We start from the raw sequence: 17,880 nt of genomic DNA, 5'->3' as shown, positions 1-17,880 counted from the left end.
TATGTCATTACCAAATTGCCCAAAATGTCAGTCTGAATATACTTATGAAGATGCCGATTTACTCATTTGCCCTGAATGTGCACATGAATGGAAAGAAGGTGAGCAACCTGCTCAAGACCAAAGCGACATCATCAAAGATGCTTTTGGTACAGTTTTAACTGATGGTGATGCTGTTACTGTAATTAAAGATCTAAAAATTAAAGGTTCTTCATCTGTCGTAAAAGTCGGTACTAAAGTTAAAAATATTCGATTATTAACGAATGCAAGTGATGGTCATGATATTGATTGTAAAATTGATGGCATAGGTGCAATGAAATTAAAATCTGAATTTGTGAAAAAGGCATAAATATAAGATGATAAGCCAATAGTTTTTTAATTGATTTATCAAGGAATGGGCAATGAAAAAAAGTTTAGTGATGACCATTTTTTTCATTGTCCTGTTGTTGATCGGTTGGTTGGTGTCGCCTTATTGGGTGTTATATCAAATCAATCAAGCCATTGAGAATAATCAAGCAGAGAAAATTTCAAAATATATTGATTATGCACGTGTACAGGCAAGTTTAGAGCCACAGATTCAGAAAAAAATGAATCAAAGTATCGGCTTAGAAAACAATCATACATGGATTGGACAATGGGGAGAGCATTTGACTGAGCAAATTTCTCATCAAGTGGTGCAAAAAATATTAACCCCAGAGACTGTTGCTTTACTTTTTCAGGGTAAACAATTAAAAGAAAAATTTGATTTTTCTCAATTTACAACAAAAAAATTAATTTCTCAGGCTTTTTTACCACCAGAACATTTAGTCATGCAGGTAATAGAAATAGAGCCAGTATCCTTACCGAAAGTTTTAAAAAAGAATGATATCGATGCACGTTATATTTCTATAAATACATTTCAAGTGATCGTTCCAACATTCGCAGCTAAAAATACTCAATTTATTTTTCAACGTCATTATATAGATTGGAAATTGACTGAAATCCACTTAAATTAGTTTTTAAATTGTTTATATTTTCTACAATTTTATTTTAATATTTTTTTTAATTGTATGTTTTTTATTGTAAAAAATCATTTTTCAGTTGTTATTTTTGAATAAAAATGTCAAATTAATCACAAATATTATAAGCAATTGAGAATAAGTATATGCTTGTCGATATAGAAGGTGATGCAACCATTGCACATGAAGTCTTAGAACAAATTAAAAAGTGGGATAAGGCATTGATGAATCAAAGCATTGATGAAATGACTCAACATTATGCAGAAAATGTTAGTCTTTTTGATGTTAGTTCGCAGTTAAGTGGGCTTGAACAATATAAACGTGAATGGGAAAAAGTTAGCCCATATTTCACTGCAAATATGAAAATTACTCGACGTGATATTAAAATTCATGTTTTAGCAGATTCGGCATTTTTATATTGTTATTCCAAGTTGGAAAATACACAATTAAAAGAGATATTTAAAATGCCTTGGTGTCGAACAACATTATGTTTGCAGAAAAAAAATGATACATGGGTGTTACTGCATCAACATATTTCGGTGCCTGTAAATATGCTCACTGGCAAAGCAATTGATTTAGAAATCAAATCTAAGCTGAAGTTAGTGGTATAACCGCTTTGATAAATCCTGTTGTGTGGAAATCTAGCTATAGCATCAGGTACAAAAAAGAAATATGCTCAAGCATTTCTCATGAGATAAACTCTGAATTATCTTTGAGTAGGGAAAAGGATTTTCCATGAGTTTTCATGATTTTTATCGTATGAGTTCGCATGCTGTAATGTGAAAGCCTCAAAATGAAGTTCTTTTATTAAAAGCCACTTATGCTGATTGTGCATGGGGTTTACCAGGCGGTGCTTTAGATCTAGGAGAAACGATTCATGCGGCTTTAATTCGTGAGTGTCGTGAGGAAATTGGTTGTGACATTCAAATCGATTATTTATCAGGTGTTTATTTTCATTCTGTAGTGAAGTCCCATGCTTTTATTTTTAAATGTACTTTAACAAAAGATGCTGAGATCAAGTTAAGCGAAGAGCATTCAATGTATCAATGGTTTAAGATTGATGAGCTGTCTGCTGTACAAAAAATAAGAATAGTGGACTGTTTAAATTTTCAAGGTACAGTACAAAGTAGAGTATTTTAAACAACAATAATTCAATAGGTTCTTCATCAACTTGCTTTAAAATAACAAGGATTTAAATACAATTAGAGCATTGAGATGAATTTTAATTTACAACAAAAAATAGCTTTAAGCTTTTTGTGTTTGTTAGTGCAAAATAGTAGTTTTGCAGCGCTTCAAGGGCTTAGTTTTGAACATAAAGATTGGATGTTAGCCTGTGATAATACAGGAACTTGTCGTGCAGCAGGTTATCAAAATGGTGATAGTAATGACCCTATAAGTGTATTATTAACCCGAAAAGCAGGTGAAAATACGCCCATACTTGCAGAAGTACAGTTTGGTGAATTAGAAGAAAATCAAAAAACAAGTGACAAGTATGAACTCAAAATAGATGGAAAATCTTATGGTTGGGTGAAAAATAATACTGAGTCAAATCTACTCAATGCCAACCAACTTAAAGCTTTGCTCACAACAGCACAGCGTGAGGCTGTGGTGACTTTTGAATCAGGTCAACAGCATTATACTTTGTCAGGGCAAGGAATGAGTGCTGTATTGTTAAAAATGGATGAGTTTCAAAAACGTGTAGGAACTTCCTCGGCACTGATTAAAAAAGGTACTCAAGTCAATCACAATGCTTTGGCAGCAGCAGCGAAGCCGATTGTTGTAGCTCAAGATTTAATAAAAGCGAAAGAAATAAAGCTTTTACCAAAAAGTGAAAAAGCACAAAAAATCATAACTTTGTTAAAAAAGACCACAAATGCTGATGATTGTCCTGTTTTATTTGATCAATTTGAATACTCAGACACAGATCGTTTGGTGATTACGCCTCTCACAAAAGACTTAAATGCTGTGTCCAATGCTTGTTGGAAAGGGGCTTATAACTTTGGTTGGGGCGTTTGGGTCATGAATAAAGACTTGAGTGCAGTAAAACAATTTGTCAGTTATTCCATTAGCGATGAAGTCGATAGCCAGTTATTTGAAAACCATAAAGGGCGAGGTATTGGCGATTGTTGGTCACAAGTAACATGGACGTGGAATGGACAGCGTTATATCCAAACCTTGGATGCAACAACAGGACTATGTAAAGGTTTTGCTGGTGGTGCTTGGCAATTACCTACTGTTGTTGCAGAAGTGAAAGGTTTAAAGCAATAAGCTGTGAGTTGAAGTTAACATTTTGAAAGGTTGAGTTTTTCAAGTACTTCATCAATTTTTTTCAAACGTTTAACTTCACTCCATAAGGCTTGAGCTTCAGGATAGTGTTTCGACATCATGCCTAGCCATTGTTTATAGCGTCCGACCATATTCACTTCTTTTTTATAGTCACCATTTAAAAAACGAATTTGTAAACTCAGTAATTCATTCCATGTGATCAATGGTTCATCAATATTTTTTCGAATACATTGGGTTAGGTCAGGCGTCGTAACAGCACCGCGACCAATCATTAAATCTTCACAGCCCGATTCAAGTTGGCATTGTTTTGCATCAGCATTTGTCCAAATTTCACCATTGGCAATGACATTGATGTTGAGTGATTCACGGATCGGCTGAAGAAGATCCCAAAAAGCAGGCGGTGTATAGCCATCAGCTTTGGTACGCGCATGTACCGTTACCCATGCTGCGCCTGCGTCTTCAATGGCATGCGCATTTTCCATGGTAAAATTTCGATCCATATAACCCAAACGCATTTTTGCTGATACAGGAATATGCACAGGTACAGCATCACGTACAGCTTTAACCAACTCATGTACTACTTCAGGTTCATCCAAGAGTACTGAACCACCTCGATGGCGATTTACGGTTTTTGCAGGACAACCAAAGTTAAGGTCAATCGCAGGTGCGCCAAGTTCAGCAGCACGAACTGCATTGGCTGCAAGCATGTCTGGATTATTTCCTAAAAACTGTACATGTACAGGTGTTCCTGCTGCCGTTTTACCGTCATTGTTTAATTCAGGGCAATAGCTGTGATAAATATGATCGGGTAATACCGAATCGGTGACACGAATAAACTCAGTGACGCACCAGTCAAAGCTGCCAACTGATGTTAAAACATCACGCATAATTGGATCGGTTAAGCCTTCCATTGGCGCAAGCACAAGTTTCACTGAATTACCTAAATGCGAAATCTAAACAGGAGCGTTATACTTTTTTTTACATAAGTTGTCTAGCAGAGGTCATGATAAAGAGCGTGATGTTAACGCTGAGTTTAAAAAGAGCATTCAAAAGTATGCTTTAAGTCTGAATAATTTTGAGTGTCCGTTTTAATTGAGAATACACATTTAGATAATAAAAATCACGATCAAGTTTAAATAAAGTGATTTCATCATGTTTATTTATGTATTTGTATAAATAAACAAAATATTCTCTCATTTCGTACTATTTTTTCTTCTCAGTGACACAAGAAAATGTGCAATAACGCTCATTGTCATAGGTTGACACAATTCCATCATAATTAGGATCTGCATCTTTGATGAGAAAAACTTGATTACAGTGACGACATTGATCATCAGTTATTGTATTTAAGTCGTCATATTCAAGATGCGTTATAATATTCATAATCAAGCCTTTTTTGATAAATTTTAAATACATATTTTTTTTAGGAGATTAAATAAGTTACATATTTAAAACAAGTCAAAAAACTCAATTTGACGAATTATTTTTAAGTTTTAGATAAATGGTATTTGGGTTAGGAGGAGAAAGTTAGACATGTTTTCTCCTGAACTTTAACGATTTAGCACCATTTCCAAAATAAATTTTGAACCAATAAAACCGATTGCCAATAAGAAAAAACCAATAATGGTAAAGCGAATGGCTTTTTGACCACGCCAACCAAACTTGTAATGCCCAATCAACAACGCCCCATAAACGAACCAAGAAATAATACTAAACGCAGTTTTATGTGCTAAATGCTGTGCAAAAAAGTTATCAACGGTAAAGAAGCCAAAACCTAGAGCAATGGTCAATAAGCTAAACCCAGCTACTAACATATCAAATAGAAGTGATTCCATCACTTGTAAAGGAGGCAATAAACTGACCCAGACGCGTTTTTTTTGTTTTTTCTTGAGCTCTCTATTTTGTAACCAAATTAAAATGGCTTGAATTGTTGCCATCAATAAGACTGCATAGGCAGATAAAGATAAAATAATATGAATATCAAGCCCTAAAGAATGCACCTCCATAAATTGGCGAGGTAAGCTAAAAGCAAAACCTAAAATTAAGCCTAAAGCAGCAACAGGGATTCCTAATAAATTTAGAGCAATAACAGGACGATAGGTGCTAAATAACACGCTTAGTAATAGCATTAAGCCTGAGGTAAAGGACATTAAATTGAAGACGTCATAATTTATGCCTAACGGAGTTAACATACTAGAAGAGACCACCAGAGTATGTAAAACTAAGCCTAAACCCAACACGACACCAATAAACCAATGATTTGGTGCACGTTTAGACATTAGATGCATAAATAAATACCAAAATGATGTGGTATAGGCAATTAATGCTAAAATAGTGTAAACCAAGGGGAGGCTAATCATGTCAAACCTTTTTCGGGATGATAAATATTCATGTTATAAGATATAAATTCGATATGAACTCAAGTATCCTATCGCATCTTATGCAGAAATTTTCTATTTTAAGAAAGATTTTTTTGCTACTAGCTATTTTAAGCGGATTTTGCAATGTTTGATACCTTAACAGAACGACTCACGCAGAGTTTAAGAAATGTTACTGGCTCAGGGCAGCTAACCGAAGACAACATTAAAGACACGTTGCGTGAAGTGCGTATGGCACTTCTAGAAGCGGACGTTGCCTTACCTGTAACTCGTGAGTTTATCGCGAAAGTTAAGGAAGAAGCATTGGGTCAAGAAGTCATGACTCAGCTTTCTCCAGGTCAAGCTTTCGTGAAGATCGTCTATGACGAATTGACCAAAATGATGGGCGCAGCGAATGAGACTTTGGACCTAGCTGCAAAGCCACCTGTTGTTGTACTTTTAGCTGGTTTGCAAGGTGCGGGTAAAACCACAACCGCTGCAAAATTGGCTCGTTTTTTAAAAGAACGTCAAAAGAAAAAAGTCGCAATGGTTTCTGCTGACGTTTATCGTCCAGCGGCAATTAAACAGTTACAAACTGTTGCAGCCGAAGTTGGTGTTGACTTTATTGAGTCAGATGCTTCTGAAGACCCAATTAAAATTGCGCAACGTGCAATTGGTCAAGCCAAAATTAATTTCAATGATGTGTTAATTGTCGATACCGCAGGTCGTTTGCATATTGATGATGACATGATGGATGAAATCAAAGCATTACATGCTGCGATTAACCCAACTGAAACATTATTTGTTGTTGATGCAATGACGGGTCAGGATGCTGCCAATACAGCAAAAGCATTTAATGATGCCTTGCCGTTAACAGGTGTAATTCTGACCAAGACTGATGGTGATGCACGTGGTGGTGCGGCACTTTCTGTTCGTGCAATCACAGGTAAGCCAATCAAATTCTTAGGTATGGGTGAAAAACTTGATGCCTTAGAGCCATTCCATCCTGAGCGTGTTGCACAACGTATCTTAGGTATGGGTGATGTACTTTCTCTTGTCGAAGAAGTTGAACGTAAAATCGACAAAGAAAAAGCTGAAAAAATGGCGAAAAAATTGCAAAAAGGCGGAAGCTTCAATTTTGAAGATATGCTGATGCAATTTGAACAAATGAATAAGATGGGCGGGATGATGGGCTTCTTAGATAAGTTGCCTGGCATGAGCAATTCAGGGATTCAAGATGCAATCGCGCAAGCGAATCCTGAAAAGCAAGTCAAAAAGATGGAAGCGATTATCCAGTCGATGACCATCAAAGAACGTCGTAACCCAGACTTGATGAACCCTAGCCGTAAAAAACGTATCGCAGCAGGTTGTGGTATGGATGTTGTTGAAGTTAATAAACTGATTAAACAGCATGCACAGATGGCAAAAATGATGAAAAAATTTGCAAATCCATCTGGTATGGCAAAAATGATGCGTTCATTGGGTGGTTTACAAAAACAATTCGGTGGCGGTGGTGGAATGGGACCATTATTTGGTAATAATGAGCCAAAAAAATAAGTTTTTCACCCAATAAAGGAGTACTAAAGTACTCCTTTTTTATAAAAAAATTACATTAGAAAACGGATACTTCAGTTATCCTTGCTACTTAAAAATGATTGATAAGAAGAATGATGATATGAATACAGTTTTTATTGTCCATGGCTATCGTGCAGCACCACAAAATCATTGGTTTCCTTGGCTTGCACAAAAAATTCAATCCGTTGGCGCTGCATGTGAAATTGTCCATTTAGAAGACTCTAGTGCTCCACAATATGAAGTATGGAAAGAGTGTTTACATATGCAAATTTCACCTTTAGATGAAAATAGCATTGTTGTTGCACATAGTTTGGGCTGTCTCAGCAGCTTAGATTTTCTATCAGAAGCACTCAAAGGCAAAAAACTGAAGGCTATTTTTTTAATAGCACCTTTTAAAGAATCATTACCTGCATTACCTGAGTTAAATGGTTTTATTCAGCAAGCAAAAATTGATGAGCATGTGATTCGTACTGCGATTCAAAAACGTTTTATTTTTTTATCAAATAATGATCCTTACGTTACCGCACCTGAGAGTATCCGCTTAGGATTTGCAATACATGCTCAGATGGTTGAAATAAAATCAGCAGGGCACTTTATGCAGGATGATGGTTTTGTTGAATTTTCTGAATTATGGGAAAAATTAAATCACTTATTGGTTTGAAGTTAAGTGGGTTTAACGTGAAGTCAGTTGTTGTGATCTGATGGATTTGGGAAAGAGAATAATAAATAGACGCTTTCCCAATTTTGAGCTTATTTATTCTTCATCAGTTTTTTTGTAGATATCTTCAACAATATCATTGATTTGTGTATTGTCTGTGACAGCTTGCCCTTGACGATCCCATGCTTTAGCATCATAAATAGATTGTTCATCTTTATAGACCACAGAACCTTCTACCGCAGGTTTGCCATTCTCATACCAAAATTTAATTTTATAGGAATTGACTTCTGGGTCTGCTATTTCATATTCAAAAGCTTGCTGCCCATTGTGATAAAAGGTTTTCGATAATCCAACCTCTACACCTTCTTTATAATTTGAAACTGATGAAACTTGACCATTTTCAAAGTAAGTTGTGATTGGACCATCAGTAAAAATAATATCAAAACTGCGTAAAGCTAAAGGTTCTTTGATCCAAAATGGAGAAGTTTGTTGTTTATTATTTTTCTGATAAAAATCTTGTACTAAAAAGCGTCCATCTTTATCACGACCTAATAATTTACGATAAAAGCCATCTTCTGTTGGAGTGGCTGAATAACCAGAATCGTATTCTTCACCCTCAGATGCATCTTTATCAAAATAGGCAATAATTGCTTCAGATGTGCTGAGTTGTTGTTTGTACTCAGTAGGAATAGTGTTTTGATTAATCGTTTGTAGATTACTACATCCAGTAAAAGCAAGCCCTAACAGACTTACTAAAAAAATTTGTTTAAATTTATACATCATAAAGTTCACTTATTATCAATATGCTTTAACAGATCTAAGATACAGTTCAGAATGATCTGCATTGTTATTTTGACCTATCATGATTGATTTTCAATATAAATTTGTAAATATCAATCTGTATTTTTACTTATGCTTCATAGACATTAAAAATATGAATTCAATTTCTTTAAAATACTGTCAATTTTTTCATTATCAGTCACCAAATGACCATTTTTATCCCAAACTTTGCTGTCAAAAATACAGTGATTATCTGATGGGTTGATTTTTAAGTCAGCAGCGAGTTTGCCATTTTCATACCAAATTTTTTGTAAAATAAGTTCATCATTGACGACATCTTCTGCAAATGCAATTTGTCCATTTTGATAGTAATACTCATTTTTTCCTACTTTTTTAAAGTCTTTATAATGATGTTTTAGATGTATATTGCCATTTTCATAATAGGCGACCATTATTCCATCGGAAGATATACCATCAAAACTTTTTAATGCTGAGACTTCTTTGATCCAATAAGGATCAGTTTGTTTTTTATGGCTATTTTGAAAGAAATCTTGTACCAAGTAACGTCCATTTTGATCACGATCTAAAAGTTTCCGATAGTAACCATTTTTTACAGGAACTTCAGAATAGCCTTCGCCAGCAGTGTGTAGTTGAGTGCTCTGTTCAAAATCTGACGATTCGGCAGCTTCGGGTGCAAAATAGGCAATAATAGATTGTTCATTTTGCTGATGGTTGCCATGCTTGTTCACTTCAAGAGTCTTTCTTTCAAGTGGTTTTTGCTGAGCTGTATTTGATGGATGAGTACACCCGATCAGTATAAAACTGACCAAGCTAGCACTGAATAATGGTTTTCGCTGATACATGTAGATATCCTTGTTTTTAACTGGATTTTCTATTTAATTGATATTTTTTTACTTTTTTTCATGTTATACCATTTGATTAAAGTTAGATAATATAAATTATGTGTTTGCACAGACACAACATACTTTGAAAGGTTTAAATTGCTTTGCGTAGTCAATGCCTCACTTTTCAAGGATAAAAAGTGACAAAAATCCTTTGTTGAGAACAAGCTAAGTCCCTTTACCTGTGCTCAACGGCGACATCCATGTCGCCTCACGATAACATCGCCACGTTTAAATCAATTTATGCAGAAAAGCAAAAGCGACTAAGTTATATAACGTTAATTTAACAGATTGGTATTAATTTTGATTTTTAAGGTAAATTTCTAAACCTTTGAGCAGTAAATCTGCTTCGATATGGGGTGTATATTTTCCTAAAAATTGAGCAAATAATTGAGCATCACCACCTGTTAAAATTAATTTTTGTGGAGATTGTTGAAGTACATGTTCAATCGTACTGAGTAAGCCTAAAAAGATGCCATGATGTACTGCATCAATTGTATTTCGTCCGGGGCTTAGCTCTTCAAAAGCTGCATCTGGGATTTTAATACCTTTTGTATTTTGAATGAGTGAGTCACGTTGTAAATATAAATTTGGAACAATATAGCCGCCTAAATGTTGCTGACCTTGGGTGAGATCAATGGTTAAAGCAGTACCACAACTAATCACACACAAGTCTTCATCTTGATTTGCCACAGCGAGCACTTGCAGCCAACGGTCTATTCCAAGTTGTTTTGGGTCATCATAACCACACTTTAGCCCAGCATACTCAGCATGAACTTGAGCAAAGTAAATAGGCACATCTAGAAGTTTTAAAATTTTTTCAATGCGTTGATTATTTTTTTTATCTTGAACAGAAGAGATTCCAACCCGCGTAATGGCTAAATTTTTAAAGTGTTGAATGAGACCTAAAAGCAAGTCAGCAGGAGATTGTAGATGTAATTCGGCAGCATGTTCTACAATATGATTGTTTTCTGTAACCCAATACTTTAAACGGGTATTTCCAATATCTAGCCAAAGTTTTTTATCGTGAATATTCATAGCTCACCTTGATTTGCTAGACGTAAACGTCCTTGATAGACATTGATTAAACCTTGTGCTGTTTGTAAATTAACAGATCCATCATCACTGATGCCTTTGAAAGTACCTTCTATATCGCCTTTGATTTGTTCAAAATGAACTTTTTGATCCATAAACGCAGCATAATGATTGAAGCGAGCGGCAAGGTTATAGCAGCCATGATCAAACCATTGACCTGCTTGTTGAATGGCAAGGTAAAGTTCGCTGATCATTTGAATGCGATTAGGATATTGCACACCTAATTGCATAACTGAGGTTACTTGTTGGTCAATTTGTTCGGCGGGAAGGGGTAAAAGGTTAATACCTACGCCAACAATAGCTTCATTGGGTGAAAGTGGTTCAACTAAAATCCCGCCCCATTTCCCTTGTGAACTATATAAATCATTTGGCCATTTAATTTGTAAATGATTTAAATCTCTTAAACTTGGCATTTGTAGAATATTTAAGGCAATTTCTAAAGCCAAACGACCATCAATTGTTGTTTGAGTTTGCAGCAATGTGCTTAAATAAATATTCCCAATCGGAGAAACCCACTCGCGTTGACGCTGTCCTCGACCTTGAGTTTGTATTTCACTACACACCAATACTGTTTTAATTCCTTTTAATGCGATATCTCGTACATCATCATTGGTTGATGTAGTGCTATGTTTTAACAGCAAAATTTCAGGGAGTTGCTGTGCTTTGCTCAGTAGTTCGCGCAGATGACGTGTTTCTAAGTCCATGTTGAATATGAATAGAATGGAAAAATATTTATGGAGTTAATCATATATTTAGGGATTGGCGCAATCGCTGGTTTTGCCGCAGGACTATTTGGTGTGGGCGGCGGTTTAATTATTGTCCCTATTCTTTATGTCGTTTTTACCCAAATGGGCTATGACCCTACAGTGATTATGCACCTTGCTTTGGGGACGTCATTGGCAACCATTATGGTGACTTCAATCAGTTCATTAATGGCACATCATAAAAATGGTGCTGTACTTTGGTCTGTCGTGAAAAATCTTGCACCTGGTTTAGTCTTAGGCTCATTTTTAGGTGCAGGAGTTGCAGGTTTATTATCAGGTGCAAATTTACAACTGATTATTGGACTATTTGCCATTTGGGTAGCTTATAAAATGTTTAAAGGGGCAAATGTCAAAGTAGACGAAACTAAGCAATTACCTTCAACCATCATGCAGCTTTTAGCAGGTGGTGGTATTGGTGTTGCTTCAGCAATTTTTGGCATTGGTGGGGGAAGTTTGACTGTACCTTATCTCAATAAAAATGGCGTGGTCATGCAAAAAGCTGTCGGGACTTCAGCAGCATGTGGCTTGCCGATCGCAATTGCTGGTGCGTTGGGTTTTATGTTCTTTGGAGCTAAAGCACAAATCAATGTGCCCAATACCCTTGGTTTTGTGCATGTCTATGCTTTTATTGGCATTAGTATTATGAGTTTTATTACAGCAAAATTAGGTGCGAAAGTTGCACATGCACTGTCTCCTGCGATGTTGAAAAAGTGTTTTGCTGCTTTACTTACAACTATTGGTTTATATTTTATATCTCAAGGTATTTCTGCTTTCTTCTAAATTGTATGTGTAATTTTAGTTTTATGGGCTTAAGCCTACTTATTTCCTTATAAAATGTGGAAATAGGTAGGTTTTTTATGAATAATTTTTAAAAATAATCAATAATGTAGATAAAGTTAGTCATATTTTTAGCTCTATTTTTGGGCTAAATTCAAGTTTAAAATAAATTTGCTTCTATTCGTCTAATTCTCAGTGCAATTGACTCAAAATTCGCTAAAATTGTCCGACAATGACATAGAAATATCAGGGTTGAATCGTTTTAATAAAAATTCAATCAATGATATTGATCACAATAAAACAAATAAGACAGGATTTTTATGCATTTGGAAGAAGTTGAAAGCCTTTCAGAGCAAATCGCCAAACATATTAGTGAACAAATTATTAGTGGCGAGTTGGTAGAAGGGGAACGTATACAAGAACTACGGATCGCTAAAGAACTTGATGTGAGTCGAGGCTCGGTGCGAGAAGCACTTTTGCTTCTCGAAAGGACTCATCTTATTGAAATTTATCCACGACGTGGTGCAATTGTCTCTGAAATGTCACCACAACAAGTTCGCGCTTTATTTGATACAAGTTGTTTGTTTCTTGGTCAAATTGTGCAGCGTATGAGTGAAACATGGCGTAACCACGAAGCAGAAACTTTGCAACGTTTAATGCTTGAATTAAATGAACATGTAAAACAAAGTAATACTGAAAAATTTTATGACAGTATTTTCCAATATTTGGCTGAACAGCAGGATATGGTTGGCAATCCTTATTTAATGAAATTTTATAAAGAATTATTGCCTTCTTTACGTAGAAGCTATTTTTTAACCTTAAATACCTCACGAAGAGAGCTACAAGAGGGCTTAGAACTCATAAAACTCGTGATTGATGCAATTTTAATCCGAAAATCACAACAAGCTACTTTATTTATGGAAGATTTTTGTCGACACTTGCGTAATCTCGTGTTGGAGTCACTAACACGTATGAAACAAATTGAACTCGCTTGGGCGCGGAGATCGCGTCGTTAAGTGATGTTGGCAAGTAACTAGGACATTATGCGTTTAAGCAGCTTAAAACTCTCTGGCTTCAAGTCTTTTGCAGATAGTGCAACTCTACAATTTAAAGCAAATCGTACAGCAGTGGTTGGTCCCAATGGTTGTGGGAAATCAAATGTCATTGATGCCATTCGTTGGGTGATGGGTGAGTCAAGTGCACGTCAACTTCGTGGTGGCAGTATGCAAGATGTCATTTTTACAGGAACAACGAAACGTAAACCTGTGGGGATGGCAAGTGTTGAGCTACGTTTTGAAAATACTTATGGAAAGTTAGGAGGCGCATATAATGCGTATTCTGAACTTGCTGTACGTCGTCAGGTGAACCGCGATGGGAAGTCTGAATATTTCTTAAATGGTACCAAATGTCGCCGTCGTGATATTACTGATATTTTCTTAGGAACAGGATTAGGACCACGTTCATATGCCATTATTGAACAGGGCATGATTAATCGTTTGGTCGATGCTAAACCTGAAGAAATGCGTGTTTTTATTGAAGAAGCAGCAGGTGTATCGCGTTATCAAGCACGTCGTAAAGAAACATTGCAACATTTAGAACATACCTCACAAAACTTAGAACGTTTAGAGGATATTTCCAGTGAATTACAAGCACAGTTAAAAACACTGAAACGCCAATCTGAGTCGGCAGTTCAATACAAGACCTTAGAAACAGAAATACGTACATTAAAAATTGAAATTTTGTCTTTTCAATGCGAACAAAGTTCACACTTACAAGAACAATATTCCATAGAAATGAATGAAGTTGGAGAAAGTTTTAAATTAGTTCGCTCAGATTTGACCACTTTAGAACATGATTTAGCAGCAACGAATGATTTATTTCAACGCCTTATTCAGCAGTCTTCACCTTTGCAACAAGAATGGCAAGCAGCAGAGAAAAAGCGTGCTGAGTTGCACATGAAGTTAGAGCAAAAAAATAATATTTTACAGCAAAATACAGAAATGTTGGAGCAGCTAGAACAGCAAAAATCCCACACAAAAGAGCGTATTCAACTCTTTGAATTACAGTTGGAAACACTCTTTGAGCAAGTCGAAGAACAGACAGAAACGCTGCAAAATTTAAATGCAGAAACACAGCAAAGTCAGCAGAATTATACTGACTTAAAAGCACAGCAGGTTGAAGCACAACAACACTTTGAGCAGATCAAAGCACAAGTTGAAAAACAACAGCAACAAAAAGCACAGATGCAGGTGCAAATTGAGAATTTAAATAAAAATATCACTCGATTGGAGCAGCAGAAACAAAGCTTTAAACAGCAAACTGAGCAAGTTCAGAAGCAATTTGAACAGCAAGACCTCATACAGCTTGAACATGAAAAAGTACAGAAGCAACAGCAGATTATTGAATTAGAAAAACTGATTCAGCATCAAACAGCGGCTTTAGAGCAACAACAAGAACAATATAATCAGCATAAAACAGCATATGCGACATTAAAATCTGAGATTCAGGTTTTACAGTCGGAGCAAAAAAACTTAAATCAATTATTGGTTAAAAGTTCAAAGCTACAAGACAATAATGCGACGTCCTTGATGCAAAATTTAAAGCTTAATGCACAAGGAAAAACGCATGCAAATCTGATCGAAAAATTCTTGGCAAAATGGTTATCGGCTCAGTTTGTTGACCCGCAACACTCTTTTCAGGAAAATTTAGCACGTCAGTTAAAAGCAACGATCCATCTAGAAAAAATACAGCTTGAAAATTTGATATGTTTAGCAGATTGGATTGAATTTCCACAGTCTTCAATGTGGCAGCAGGTCGCAATTGCTGAAAATTTACCTCAAGCCTTAACTTTACAACCTCAGTTGAAAGTTGGACAAAGCATACTAACATTGGATGCTTATCATGTTGGGCAAGACTGGGTGATTGGTTTATTGTTTGACGAATCAAGCCAAGCTGCACAAGGTGCACTCAGTCATCGCTTACGTTTGGAGGAGATTGAACAAAGCTTAGTGGAGTTGGATGTTCAATATACGGAAGTTGAAGGTTTAATTTTTGAGTCACAACAGCAGTTGAATGAATGCAAAGCACAATTACAAACCAATCAAGAGCAGCTTGGTGTTCAACAAAAGCAGCGACAACATTTAGATGTGCAAATTGCAAAACAACAAAGTGTTGTACAGGCATTTGAAGTACAGAAAGTGCAACTTAATCAACAATTACAACAGTTTGATGAGCAGCTTGAAGAAGATGCTATGCAAAAAGATGATTTAGATATTGATTTGCATGCATTGATTTTAAAACTTGAACACAATTTACCTACGTATAAAACTGCACAATTTAAACTTGATGAATTGAATGAACAGCTTGAAACGCAGCAGCAATCTTCTCAACATAAACAACATAACTTCGAAGCAACCCGTCGTTTCTTAGAGCAAAATAAGCAGAAAATTGAACTTTTAGAAAAGGATATGAACTTTTCAAAAGTACAATATCAGCAAGTTATGTTACAAATAGAACAATCGAAAAAGCAGATTGATCCGATTCAACTTGAGTTGCCAAGTTTGCAAACTGAATGTACAGCGCAAGCAAAACATACAGATCAGCTTCAAAAAACATGGCAAGAATGGCAAACTGAGCTGAATAATGTACAAACGAAACAACAAAATTTGACAGAAACTCGTCATTTACATCAACAAAATGATGAAAAATTGCGTACTCAGTTAGAAGAGAAGCGTTTAGCATGGCAAGTCGCGAAGTCAGATTTTCAACATTATTCTGAACAATTAAATGCCTTAAATGCCAAAGTGAAACAGGGCTTAACGCTAGATCTGGCTTTACATCAGCAAAACTTAGAAAAAGCGCAACGCCAGTTTGATAAGTTAGGAGCGGTAAATTTAGCAGCGTCAGAAGAATATTTAGAAGTATTTGAGCGTCATGAAGCATTGACACATCAAATGCAAGATTTAGAAAATACAGTAGATCAACTTAAAAATGCGATGAAGAGCATTGATCTAGAAACTAAAAAGTTATTTATGGGCACTTTTGATCGAGTGAATGCAGAACTTAAACATCTTTTTCCAAAGGTGTTTAATGGTGGTGAAGCCAGTTTAAGTCTTGAAGATGACTGGCAATCGGGTGTTAAATTAATGGCACGTCCACCAGGTAAACGTAACAGTTCACTGGCATTATTGTCAGGTGGTGAAAAAGCACTTACTGCTTTAGCATTGGTATTTTCTATTTTTAGATTAAATCCAGCGCCATTTTGCGTACTTGATGAAGTAGATGCACCATTAGATGATGCGAATGTAGGAAGATTTTGTAATTTGGTAAAAGAGCTTTCTGAACAAGTACAATTCATTTACATTACGCATAATAAAGTTGCAATGACGATGGCAACCGATTTGCTGGGTGTGACGATGCCCGAACCGGGAACATCAAAACTCGTCACTGTGAATTTGGAAGAGGCAAAAGAATACGGTTTAGCCGCGGAGTCGTAGTATGGAAATCACCACAATCGTTGGGATTGTTGTTGCAGTCATTATTATTCTTATTGGTTTAAGAATGGTATTACGCAAATCAGATGATGCAGCACCTTCTTTAGAGTCAGAATTACATATTAATTCTGAAAGTAATCAGCCTGTTATACCACGTCATGTTCGTGATCAACTCCAAGCCGATCCGCCAAAAGAAGCAGCACGCGTAGAACCAGACTTAAATACTTTAAACGCAACTTCGGTTGCAGAAGAAGCAAAATCTGAGAAAGTTGCTGTACCTGTAGAAACAGTCAGTGAAAAAACAACGGTCACAACTGAACAAGTTAAAGCTGAAGTGACAGAAGTGAAAGCAGCTGAGCCTGAGCAGTCATCAGAAGTGATCAGCACATTGAAAACGGATGAAACTCAATCAACTGAAGTTAAAACATCAACTGCAACAGAAGAGTTTAGTTTAAATCCAAATATTGAAACTGCTGAAATCAAAGAGTTCGATGAAGAAAGTAGTATTTTAGATGTGCATTTACATGAGCAGCAGCGTTTTGATGATGAAAGTACATTAGCAAATGCAGAAAGTATTATTGCTTTAAATGTTTATCCAAACCCACGTAAAGCACTTTCAGGAGATAAAACCCTGAAAGTTTTATTGAAATATGGCTTACGTTTTGGCGAACTTTCATGTTTTCATCGTTATGATAATATTGATGAACCAAGCCCATTAATGTTTTCTGTGTTGCGAATTACGGATGAAGGTCCAGCAGGTTTTGATTTAGAAACCTTATCGGCAGAGCAAGTGAAAGGTTTAGCATTTTTCTTGGCTTTACCACATAGTAATGTGCAAAAAGGTTTCGATACCATGGCAAGCATTGCGGGTTTGATTGCACGTGAAGTCGATGGCACAGTGTATGATGAGAACAACTTGGAATTTACGCCACAGCTAAAAGAACATTGGCGTCATAAAGCCATTGATTATCGCTCTGAACAAGAGGCATAAAGCAAATTATTGGTTTGTAAATGACTTAAACCTCATCGATTGATGAGGTTTTTTTATATCAATAACTGATGTTACGCAGTAACTCTAAAATTAAACTTTGGAGCTAGAAAGATGTGGATACACGGAAACGTCATCCGCAATGTGTTTGAGGCAGGACTACTTTGGGTAGAAATGTTTCTGCGATGTATTTATCAATTTGCGGTGGTT

Annotated in this window: 17 protein-coding genes and 1 pseudogene; 11 read left to right on the top strand and 7 right to left on the bottom strand. The window is 36.0% G+C overall.

Annotation, left to right across the window (positions count from 1 at the left end; genetic code table 11):
* Position 1 precedes the first annotated feature (1 nt).
* The 5 genes and pseudogenes from C9E89_RS10425 (at position 2) to C9E89_RS10405 (ending at position 3,263) form a co-directional block, all read left to right on the top strand.
* The gene (locus C9E89_RS10425; RefSeq protein WP_107008202.1) at positions 2-346 is read left to right on the top strand and encodes a zinc ribbon domain-containing protein YjdM; all 345 of its coding nucleotides are present in this window, start codon (positions 2-4) and stop codon (positions 344-346) included.
* A 52-nt stretch (positions 347-398) separates the two neighbouring features.
* Positions 399-992 carry a DUF2939 domain-containing protein gene (locus tag C9E89_RS10420; protein ID WP_107008201.1) on the top strand — a complete coding sequence of 198 codons (594 nt, stop codon included), beginning with the start codon at positions 399-401 and terminating at the stop codon, positions 990-992.
* A gap of 149 nt (positions 993-1,141) precedes the next feature.
* Complete coding sequence (locus tag C9E89_RS10415; protein WP_107008200.1) at positions 1,142-1,606, top strand: nuclear transport factor 2 family protein; 465 nt, start codon at positions 1,142-1,144, stop codon at positions 1,604-1,606.
* A 124-nt stretch (positions 1,607-1,730) separates the two neighbouring features.
* A pseudogene (locus C9E89_RS10410) lies at positions 1,731-2,135 on the top strand (NUDIX hydrolase).
* Between the two features lie 75 nt (positions 2,136-2,210).
* Positions 2,211-3,263: a DUF1176 domain-containing protein gene (locus C9E89_RS10405; RefSeq protein ID WP_107008199.1), complete on the top strand. Its 1,053-nt coding sequence runs from the start codon at positions 2,211-2,213 to the stop codon at positions 3,261-3,263.
* Between the two features lie 14 nt (positions 3,264-3,277).
* Here the strand turns inward: C9E89_RS10405 and C9E89_RS10400 are convergent, their stop codons facing one another.
* The 3 genes from C9E89_RS10400 to C9E89_RS10390 form a co-directional block, all read right to left on the bottom strand.
* Positions 3,278-4,213, bottom strand: a complete 936-nt coding sequence (locus C9E89_RS10400) for a tRNA dihydrouridine synthase (protein ID WP_213069635.1) — start codon at positions 4,211-4,213, stop codon at positions 3,278-3,280.
* Between the two features lie 271 nt (positions 4,214-4,484).
* Positions 4,485-4,664, bottom strand: a complete 180-nt coding sequence (locus tag C9E89_RS10395; protein WP_147305718.1) for a hypothetical protein — start codon at positions 4,662-4,664, stop codon at positions 4,485-4,487.
* Positions 4,665-4,831: 167 nt separating this feature from the next.
* Positions 4,832-5,641: a cytochrome C assembly family protein gene (locus tag C9E89_RS10390; RefSeq protein ID WP_107008197.1), complete on the bottom strand. Its 810-nt coding sequence runs from the start codon at positions 5,639-5,641 to the stop codon at positions 4,832-4,834.
* 144 nt (positions 5,642-5,785) lie between these two features.
* On the opposite strand from C9E89_RS10390, the gene ffh reads away from it, so the two are divergent.
* Together ffh and C9E89_RS10380 are read left to right on the top strand one after the other, a co-directional pair.
* Complete coding sequence (ffh, locus tag C9E89_RS10385; protein WP_107008196.1) at positions 5,786-7,195, top strand: signal recognition particle protein; 1,410 nt, start codon at positions 5,786-5,788, stop codon at positions 7,193-7,195.
* Between the two features lie 118 nt (positions 7,196-7,313).
* Complete coding sequence (locus C9E89_RS10380) at positions 7,314-7,874, top strand: RBBP9/YdeN family alpha/beta hydrolase (protein WP_107008195.1); 561 nt, start codon at positions 7,314-7,316, stop codon at positions 7,872-7,874.
* Between the two features lie 93 nt (positions 7,875-7,967).
* On the opposite strand, the gene C9E89_RS10375 is transcribed toward C9E89_RS10380, so the two are convergent.
* The 4 genes from C9E89_RS10375 to C9E89_RS10360 form a co-directional block, all read right to left on the bottom strand.
* Entirely contained in the window at positions 7,968-8,654 is a 687-nt protein-coding gene (locus C9E89_RS10375) for a toxin-antitoxin system YwqK family antitoxin (RefSeq protein ID WP_107008194.1), read from the bottom strand.
* Positions 8,655-8,797: 143 nt separating this feature from the next.
* Complete coding sequence (locus C9E89_RS10370; protein WP_107008193.1) at positions 8,798-9,514, bottom strand: toxin-antitoxin system YwqK family antitoxin; 717 nt, start codon at positions 9,512-9,514, stop codon at positions 8,798-8,800.
* 336 nt (positions 9,515-9,850) lie between these two features.
* The gene (locus tag C9E89_RS10365) at positions 9,851-10,591 is read right to left on the bottom strand and encodes a type III pantothenate kinase (RefSeq protein ID WP_107008192.1); all 741 of its coding nucleotides are present in this window, start codon (positions 10,589-10,591) and stop codon (positions 9,851-9,853) included.
* The gene (locus tag C9E89_RS10360; RefSeq protein WP_107008191.1) at positions 10,588-11,352 is read right to left on the bottom strand and encodes a biotin--[acetyl-CoA-carboxylase] ligase; all 765 of its coding nucleotides are present in this window, start codon (positions 11,350-11,352) and stop codon (positions 10,588-10,590) included. The genes C9E89_RS10365 and C9E89_RS10360 overlap by 4 nt, the downstream gene beginning before the upstream one ends.
* A 30-nt stretch (positions 11,353-11,382) precedes the next feature.
* Between C9E89_RS10360 and C9E89_RS10355 the strand changes: the two genes are divergently transcribed.
* From C9E89_RS10355 to C9E89_RS10340, 4 genes are all read left to right on the top strand, one after another.
* The gene (locus C9E89_RS10355) at positions 11,383-12,192 is read left to right on the top strand and encodes a sulfite exporter TauE/SafE family protein (RefSeq protein WP_107008190.1); all 810 of its coding nucleotides are present in this window, start codon (positions 11,383-11,385) and stop codon (positions 12,190-12,192) included.
* 317 nt (positions 12,193-12,509) lie between these two features.
* A complete protein-coding gene (locus C9E89_RS10350; RefSeq protein WP_107008189.1) occupies positions 12,510-13,205 on the top strand; it encodes a GntR family transcriptional regulator in 696 nt (231 codons plus the stop codon).
* 27 nt (positions 13,206-13,232) lie between these two features.
* Positions 13,233-16,685 (top strand): chromosome segregation protein SMC, encoded by a 3,453-nt coding sequence (gene smc / locus C9E89_RS10345; RefSeq protein WP_107008188.1) that lies wholly within the window; start codon positions 13,233-13,235, stop codon positions 16,683-16,685.
* A 1-nt stretch (position 16,686) separates the two neighbouring features.
* Positions 16,687-17,673 carry a cell division protein ZipA C-terminal FtsZ-binding domain-containing protein gene (locus C9E89_RS10340; RefSeq protein WP_107008187.1) on the top strand — a complete coding sequence of 329 codons (987 nt, stop codon included), beginning with the start codon at positions 16,687-16,689 and terminating at the stop codon, positions 17,671-17,673.
* Positions 17,674-17,880: the final 207 nt, after the last annotated feature.

This window comes from Acinetobacter sichuanensis (assembly GCF_003024515.2).
Taxonomy (GTDB): Bacteria; Pseudomonadota; Gammaproteobacteria; order Pseudomonadales; family Moraxellaceae; genus Acinetobacter; species Acinetobacter sichuanensis.
This window is presented reverse-complemented; position numbering and strand designations above follow the sequence as displayed.

Bases quoted from the DNA above. Each gene is read 5' to 3' on its own strand.
- C9E89_RS10425 (WP_107008202.1), top strand. From the start codon at position 2: ATGTCATTACCAAATTGCCCAAAATGTCAGTCTGAATATACTTATGAA.
- C9E89_RS10420 (WP_107008201.1), top strand. From the start codon at position 399: ATGAAAAAAAGTTTAGTGATGACCATTTTTTTCATTGTCCTGTTGTTG.
- C9E89_RS10415 (WP_107008200.1), top strand. From the start codon at position 1,142: ATGCTTGTCGATATAGAAGGTGATGCAACCATTGCACATGAAGTCTTA.
- C9E89_RS10405 (WP_107008199.1), top strand. From the start codon at position 2,211: ATGAATTTTAATTTACAACAAAAAATAGCTTTAAGCTTTTTGTGTTTG.
- C9E89_RS10395 (WP_147305718.1), bottom strand. From the start codon at position 4,664: ATGAATATTATAACGCATCTTGAATATGACGACTTAAATACAATAACT.
- C9E89_RS10390 (WP_107008197.1), bottom strand. From the start codon at position 5,641: ATGATTAGCCTCCCCTTGGTTTACACTATTTTAGCATTAATTGCCTAT.
- ffh (WP_107008196.1), top strand. From the start codon at position 5,786: ATGTTTGATACCTTAACAGAACGACTCACGCAGAGTTTAAGAAATGTT.
- C9E89_RS10380 (WP_107008195.1), top strand. From the start codon at position 7,314: ATGAATACAGTTTTTATTGTCCATGGCTATCGTGCAGCACCACAAAAT.
- C9E89_RS10375 (WP_107008194.1), bottom strand. From the start codon at position 8,654: ATGATGTATAAATTTAAACAAATTTTTTTAGTAAGTCTGTTAGGGCTT.
- C9E89_RS10370 (WP_107008193.1), bottom strand. From the start codon at position 9,514: ATGTATCAGCGAAAACCATTATTCAGTGCTAGCTTGGTCAGTTTTATA.
- C9E89_RS10365 (WP_107008192.1), bottom strand. From the start codon at position 10,591: ATGAATATTCACGATAAAAAACTTTGGCTAGATATTGGAAATACCCGT.
- C9E89_RS10360 (WP_107008191.1), bottom strand. From the start codon at position 11,352: ATGGACTTAGAAACACGTCATCTGCGCGAACTACTGAGCAAAGCACAG.
- C9E89_RS10355 (WP_107008190.1), top strand. From the start codon at position 11,383: ATGGAGTTAATCATATATTTAGGGATTGGCGCAATCGCTGGTTTTGCC.
- C9E89_RS10350 (WP_107008189.1), top strand. From the start codon at position 12,510: ATGCATTTGGAAGAAGTTGAAAGCCTTTCAGAGCAAATCGCCAAACAT.
- smc (WP_107008188.1), top strand. From the start codon at position 13,233: ATGCGTTTAAGCAGCTTAAAACTCTCTGGCTTCAAGTCTTTTGCAGAT.
- C9E89_RS10340 (WP_107008187.1), top strand. From the start codon at position 16,687: ATGGAAATCACCACAATCGTTGGGATTGTTGTTGCAGTCATTATTATT.